Source organism: Lutibacter sp. (genome assembly GCF_030692605.1).
Taxonomy (GTDB): Bacteria; Bacteroidota; Bacteroidia; order Flavobacteriales; family Flavobacteriaceae; genus Lutibacter.
The window spans coordinates 1-6,271 of sequence record NZ_JAUYUD010000042.1 but is presented as its reverse complement, the minus strand read 5'-3'; the positions used below and the strand labels follow the sequence as shown (position 1 = coordinate 6,271).

Sequence of the window (6,271 nt, the reverse complement as noted above, 5' to 3'; positions counted from 1 at the left end):
GGGCTATTTAGACTCGAAATAAGAGCATTAAACCACTTGTAATTTTGAAGTAACATCAACCATATTAAAAACAAAAACTCCTTAAAAAGGAGCTTTTGAGTACTATTTTATGTTTTTAAAATGCCTTGTGCAACAACTACCTGTGTTGTAATTTGTTGTTTTCAGTTCAATTTTTATTTTTAAGTTCTAAAATTTAACCTTTTTATTTTTCAATCAGTTTAATGATTGTAAAAATCTTGAATATTTGTCGGTTTGTTACAATTTTTCTTTTTTAGTTTTCCGTTTCAAAAATCACGTTCAATTTGTAAAAAGTCTGAAATTTCTCTGTTTGTTAAAATCTTTAATTTGGAAAAATTCTCTTTCTGTTAGGTTTTCCGTTTCAATTTGTAAAAAGTCGGAATTTTCTCTGTTTGTTGAAATTTTGAATTGGAAAATTTTACTTTCTGTTTGGTTTTCCGTTTCAAAAATCACGTTCAATTTGTAAAAAAAAATCTGAACTTTTCTGTTTGTAAAAAACTTGAATTTTAAAAAATATTTTTCTGTTTTGGCTTTCCATTTCAATTTTTAAAATCCGCTATTTTTGTGTTTTTTCTTTAAATTCTGACTATTTCAGGAAAGTACAGTGTTGGCAACTGGCTTTTATTCAATTCGTTCAATCTTTATCGGATTTTGTCGAGAATCAAAAACATCATTAATTTCAATTCGTTTTTCGCTCTTATTTATCCAATAAATTATTTTGTGATTTTTGTAAACTAAATATATGAATTCATTTGGTTTATCAATTAGCAATTCCTCAATCTGTCCAATTTCAGGCTGCTTTTTTAGTTTTAAAGTTTCTTTTGCAATTCCTATAGTCAAACTCTTAGCAACTTTTAAACTTGCATTTTCTTTGTAGTATTCGAAAATGTTTTGAAGTTCTTTTTTAGAAAAATCAGTCCAGTAAATTTTTAGCTCCATTTGTCAATCTCCAAAATTAAGTCATTTACCTCTGTCAATTTTCCTTTTTTAGAGTCATCCAAAGATTTGTCAATTCGTTGATTAAATTTTTTCATAGTCATTGGCTGAATATTCTCAAATTCAATCACAGTTTTTTCTTTTCTCAAAATAATTTCAAGACGAGAAATGGTTTTCTCACTTTGTATTTTAAGAATTTCTTGAATAAATGATAATTTTCTAGTTTCTAAATTCATACATTAATTACTTTTAATCAAAAATACAAAATCTATTTTAAATTCAGAGTTAAATTTATCTTAGGATTTTCGGTAATGACGCCCAACGAGTTTGAATATGGCGAGTTGCGGGTTTGAAACCGTACTTTTCCATAGCCTGTTAGTTTTATTTAAAAGTACTAAAAATTTTCTATTTACAATAATTAAGCAATTTGCTATATGCGGTGTTGGGTGCTGGCTTTATTCTAATTAATCTGAAATTGTTTTAGTCATTTGGCATTCGAAATTTAATTAATAAGGAAGACAAAATAGTTATTACTCCAATAGTCAATACGGCATATTGAACTCCAAATAAATCAGCTATGATTCCAGAAACAATTGCACCAATGGCATAACCTAAATCTCTCCATAATCGAAAGACACCAATACTTTCTGCTCTTTGTCTTGGATGCGTTGCATCAGCAATGGCTGATAAAAATGTTGGGTAAACCAAGGCTGTTCCAAAGCCTAAAATGGAAGCAATAATTGCTAATTGATAAAAACTAGTGAAAAAAGGGATTAATAAAATAGCCAAACCTTGTAAAAGCATTCCCCAAAAAAGCATTCCTTTTTTTGAATATATATCTGCCATTTTCCCAGTAAAAAGTTGACCAATCCCCCAAACAGCAGGGTAAATAGCTGCGATAATTCCAATATTTTTCTCATTGTAATTTAGTGATAATAGGAGTATTGGTAAAAGCCCCCATATCATTCCATCATTTAAATTATTTACCAATCCTGCTTGAGTTATAGAACTTAATGTTTTGTCTTTAAACGAGGTTTCTAAAAAAACATTTTCTAATTTATCTGTTTCAGTTGTTTTTTGTTCTTTATCCACAAATTTTCTTGTATCTCTAACAAAAAATAATGTCAACAATAAACCAATTATAGAAATACCAATTCCCAAATAAAAGGGGTAAGGAGTTACACCGTATTTTTGGGCAATAATACCTGTAAGAAAAGCAACAACGCCAACAGCAAAATAACCTGCAAACTCATTTATTCCCATTGCCAATCCTCGGTCTTTTTCTCCTACTAAATCAATTTTCATTACAACAGTACTACTCCAAGTCAATCCTTGATTAATACCTAAAAGAATATTAGCGAAGATCACCCAATTCCAAGAAGTTGCGTTTATTAAAATGAACGGAATGGGAATCGCAAATAACCAGCCTAAAAGTAATAAGTTTTTTCTGCCAAATTTATTAGCAAGTTTTCCCGTGAAGTAATTTGTAATTGCCTTTGTAATTCCGAAAGCAATTATAAATGATAATATTGCAGTTTTAGATGCTACGCCAAACTCTATTTCTGCAAATTTTGGAAAAATGGTACGCTCTAAGCCTACCATTCCTCCAACAAATGCATTTACAATAACTAAAATTGAAAATTGTAACCAATTTTCTTTAAGACCAAGTTTTACATTTTTCATTTTAAAAAGTTAGCACCTTGTCACTATCTACTACCCAGTTAGTAAATTCTGCCATTGTACTTATTTCAACACCTTCAATAAGTTGATTGTTTTTTAGACCACGAGCATCGGCACAACTACCGCAAATTTTAACTTTAGCCTTTTTAATTAGTGAAAATTTCAACATTCTTTCAATGTTGTAGTACCCATTTGGTGTATTTTGGTTTGCAATGGCGCAATTAACCGCATCTGCCATTAAAAAAATCCGGACATCAACTGTTTCGTGTTCTTTGCCAAGTTGATTAGCAAGTCGTAAAGCATTGTATGCTTTTTCTGTTCCGTAAGGAGCGTCGTTAATTAAGATTAAAATTTTACTCATTTTGAATTATTTTTAAAAGTTATTCATATTTTATTAAACTTCTGAAAGAGTTGTTATTAAAGACTTTAGTGTCTTAAAAATGGTTGTAGCTTCTTTGTACAGTTCTGGATTAGATTTTACAGCATTCAGCATAATTTCCATATTCATTGTTGAAATAATCGTTTTTCCTTCATCTTCATACATTGCAATTTTACAAGGCATAAAAATTGAAAATTCAGGGTTACTTGTTAGCATTAATCCCGCTGTTTTTGCCTGGCAAATTTCGTAAATGAATACTTTACGTTTAATTGGAAAGCCTTTTTCCTCCAAAATATCGTGATAGACATACGTTTGAAGTAACGCAAATTTGTGGCTTTCACATTCTCCACTTACTTTTTGGGCAATGGTTTCAATTGGTTGTTTACTTTCAAGTTTTAAAGTAAACATCTCAATCATTTTTTTTGATGGCATTATTGCCTGAATAATTTTTTTAATCATTATTGTTTGTTTTTAAAAGTTTTATTATTTCTTCTGCTAACTTATTTTTTACCTTATAGCAGGTTCTTGTACCATGTTTTTCAGGATACACAATTCCACTGTTTTTAAGTATTAATAAATGTTGAGAGGATGCAGATTGTGAAATACCAAGTTCATTTACTACATCGGTCACACAACATTCATCATCTAATAAAAAATCAACCATTTGAAGTCTTATTGGATTTGAAAGTGCCTTGAATATCTCACTATTTTTAATGTAATCAATTTTTGACATATTGAATTATTTATATTAGAATACAAATATATTATAATATTAGGATATTCTAATATGTAAATTCATTTTTTTTAATAATTAAAGTATTATCCTAAAATACGTTGACCTTTTTTTGTTAATAATTAAGGTTACTAATTTCAAATTGGCAATCCAATTTGCCGGTCGGTTTTTTTAGTATTTTCTGCCCAAAAATAAAGTTAGAAAAAGTGAGATTGAAAAATTGTTGTTTTACAATTTCAACTTTATTTTTGTACGATTATGGTTTTGGCACTATCCGAGTTGCACCGCTGCACCGCTCGTTTCCATCCTCACATAAACATTTCTAAAGTAGGATTTTTTATTAATTTATGCAACTCAGGTCTTTTTTCCACCATTAATTGCAACGGTAGCGGTATGAAAAGTTGCCGATTGCGGGCGATTTCCTATCAAGTACACAAATGTTGGAGCGGGCTACAACCCTTGAATAACCTACTATCCCGGCAATTTTTTATACCGCGTGTTAGTGGCTGGGCTGTGTGTCCTGCGTTGCATTAGGATACGAAGATAAAATAAGTTCTTTGAAAATGCAACATAACTTTATTAGAGATGATAGGCTTTAAGGAAGAGAGAAACGAGCATTGGTAATACCAATGAAGTCTCACAGAGATTGAACTTAAAGAATTGGACTATCGGATAGGATTTTCAGGAGTTGTTTCCAAACCGCCTTGTGGTGCTGATTTAAAGAGAATTGGTATTGAGCGACAAGGTTAAAGCATTACCAACGTTCGTATGTTGAGTAATTGTATGGTGTGGTTATAGGAGTTGAGCGCAAGCAAACCCTTATTGAGGTGTCGAAAATAACTTTTACTGTGTCAAAATCAATGAGGTCAGCGACCTAAAGAGACCAAGTGTAGCGGAAAACCTGAGTACTGGCTACACGACACACGGCATAAAGAGGGCAAGACCTATAACTAGGCTCTAGTAAGGAACAGGAGAACCAAGACTAAAATGGTAAGCAAAAATGTCAAAAATCCCAGAGTGGAAAAGGCAGAAAGTAGCAATGTTTAGTTTTGGGGCGGATGAAGTCGTAGTAGCGAACATATCCAAGAGACTATCAGTAATGACGATAGGAGCGAAGGACTTCACTTAATTAGTTGATTTATTGTATAACACCTTAAAGAAATTTAAGTATGATTTTTAATGAACAACCCAAGTCGCAACCAATAAGTAGGTTGCAGGTAAATGAAGCTTTTAAACGAGTAAAAGCCAACAAAGGAGCGCCAGGAATCGATGGAGTAAGCATTGAAGAAGTAGCTAAAAACCCACGCAAGTATCTGTACCCAATATGGAACAGAATGGCAAGTGGCAGTTACCAACCCAAAGCAGTACGCCAAGTATTGATTCCCAAAGGAGACGGAAAAACACGTCCCTTGGGCATTCCTACCATTGTAGATAGGGTTGCCCAACAGGTAATTGCTACCGAATTGGAGCAAATTGTAGAGAAACACTTTAGTCCGAGTAGTTTTGGTTATCGACCAAATAAATCGGCACACGATGCTTTAGAGCAATGCCGTATCAATTGTATGAAATACAGTTGGGTAATTGATTTAGACATCAAAGGATTTTTCGACAACATTGACCACGAACTATTGCTCAAAGCAGTACAATTTTACACCCACAAGAAACACATTCTAATGTATGTAAAACGATGGCTCAACGCACCAGTTCAATTGGCAAACGGAACACAAATACTACCACAAGGAAAAGGCACACCACAAGGCGGAGTAATCAGTCCGGTGTTAGCCAATATCTTTATGGATATAGTGTTTGATAAATGGATAGCCCAAATAAGTCCAGAGACTCCATTTGAAAGGTATGCCGATGATATTGTAATTCATTGCAAGAACATCAAAGAAGCGTTACGATTGTTAGAAAATATAAAAGCACGATTAACAGAATGTAAATTGGAATTAAACCAAGAGAAATCTAAAATTGTGTATTGTCGAAACAACCAAAAACGGCAACCTCCTTTTAAAGTGAAGTATCAAAAGTTCGACTTTTTGGGTTATACTTTCAAGCCAAGAATTATCAAAGAGCGAGGCAAAATCAAATTAGGATTTTCCCCTGCAATGAGCCAAAAGAGTAGGAGCAGAATAGCGAGAGAACTCCAAGAGATGAATTTTCATCGTTGGGTACATTTTCCGATAAGTAAAATTGCGGAACTGCTAAAACTCAAACTCCGAGGTTGGATAAATTACTATGGCAAGTTCCGAATGAGCGAAATGCGCAAACTCTTTAGGGTTTTGCATAATCGACTAACCAAATGGGTACGCAACAAATTCCGAAGATTTAGAAAGAAACCTTGGTATGTAGGGTATAAATACCTTCAAAAATTATCAAAAGACTTTCCAAACCTTTTTGAACATTGGCAATACGAAGGCTTTAGACCGTAAAACTTGAATTAAGAAGAGCCGTATGAATCGAGAGGTTCACGTACGGTTCTGCGAGAGGTTTAGGGGTGAGATTCCCCTTTACCTACTCGACTT

The 6,271-nt window shown here is 32.8% G+C and carries 7 protein-coding genes; 1 reads left to right on the top strand and 6 read right to left on the bottom strand.

The annotated features are described in order from the left end of the window. Positions 1 to 639 precede the first annotated feature (639 nt). The 6 genes from Q8S45_RS03855 to Q8S45_RS03830 form a co-directional block, all read right to left on the bottom strand. Positions 640 to 957 (bottom strand): type II toxin-antitoxin system RelE/ParE family toxin, encoded by a 318-nt coding sequence (locus Q8S45_RS03855; RefSeq protein ID WP_305601403.1) that lies wholly within the window; start codon positions 955 to 957, stop codon positions 640 to 642. Beyond that, the gene (locus tag Q8S45_RS03850) at positions 948 to 1,190 is read right to left on the bottom strand and encodes a hypothetical protein (protein ID WP_305601402.1); all 243 of its coding nucleotides are present in this window, start codon (positions 1,188 to 1,190) and stop codon (positions 948 to 950) included. Before Q8S45_RS03850 ends, Q8S45_RS03855 begins: the two co-directional genes overlap by 10 nt. Before the next feature lie 244 nt (positions 1,191 to 1,434). Next, positions 1,435 to 2,637 (bottom strand): MFS transporter, encoded by a 1,203-nt coding sequence (locus Q8S45_RS03845; RefSeq protein WP_305601401.1) that lies wholly within the window; start codon positions 2,635 to 2,637, stop codon positions 1,435 to 1,437. Between the two features lies 1 nt (position 2,638). Further along, positions 2,639 to 2,995: a DsrE/DsrF/TusD sulfur relay family protein gene (locus Q8S45_RS03840; protein ID WP_305601400.1), complete on the bottom strand. Its 357-nt coding sequence runs from the start codon at positions 2,993 to 2,995 to the stop codon at positions 2,639 to 2,641. Between the two features lie 33 nt (positions 2,996 to 3,028). Further along, positions 3,029 to 3,472: a DUF302 domain-containing protein gene (locus tag Q8S45_RS03835; protein ID WP_305601399.1), complete on the bottom strand. Its 444-nt coding sequence runs from the start codon at positions 3,470 to 3,472 to the stop codon at positions 3,029 to 3,031. Next, positions 3,465 to 3,746 (bottom strand): helix-turn-helix transcriptional regulator, encoded by a 282-nt coding sequence (locus Q8S45_RS03830; protein WP_305601398.1) that lies wholly within the window; start codon positions 3,744 to 3,746, stop codon positions 3,465 to 3,467. Before Q8S45_RS03830 ends, Q8S45_RS03835 begins: the two co-directional genes overlap by 8 nt. Positions 3,747 to 4,915: 1,169 nt before the next feature. On the opposite strand from Q8S45_RS03830, the gene ltrA reads away from it, so the two are divergent. Beyond that, positions 4,916 to 6,178 (top strand): group II intron reverse transcriptase/maturase, encoded by a 1,263-nt coding sequence (ltrA, locus tag Q8S45_RS03825; RefSeq protein WP_305601397.1) that lies wholly within the window; start codon positions 4,916 to 4,918, stop codon positions 6,176 to 6,178. Positions 6,179 to 6,271: the final 93 nt, after the last annotated feature.

What these genes read in the sequence shown, in the direction of transcription:
- Q8S45_RS03855 (WP_305601403.1), bottom strand. Translation starts at nt 957, where the DNA reads ATGGAGCTAAAAATTTACTGGACTGATTTTTCTAAAAAAGAACTTCAA.
- Q8S45_RS03850 (WP_305601402.1), bottom strand. Translation starts at nt 1,190, where the DNA reads ATGAATTTAGAAACTAGAAAATTATCATTTATTCAAGAAATTCTTAAA.
- Q8S45_RS03845 (WP_305601401.1), bottom strand. Translation starts at nt 2,637, where the DNA reads ATGAAAAATGTAAAACTTGGTCTTAAAGAAAATTGGTTACAATTTTCA.
- Q8S45_RS03840 (WP_305601400.1), bottom strand. Translation starts at nt 2,995, where the DNA reads ATGAGTAAAATTTTAATCTTAATTAACGACGCTCCTTACGGAACAGAA.
- Q8S45_RS03835 (WP_305601399.1), bottom strand. Translation starts at nt 3,472, where the DNA reads ATGATTAAAAAAATTATTCAGGCAATAATGCCATCAAAAAAAATGATT.
- Q8S45_RS03830 (WP_305601398.1), bottom strand. Translation starts at nt 3,746, where the DNA reads ATGTCAAAAATTGATTACATTAAAAATAGTGAGATATTCAAGGCACTT.
- ltrA (WP_305601397.1), top strand. Translation starts at nt 4,916, where the DNA reads ATGATTTTTAATGAACAACCCAAGTCGCAACCAATAAGTAGGTTGCAG.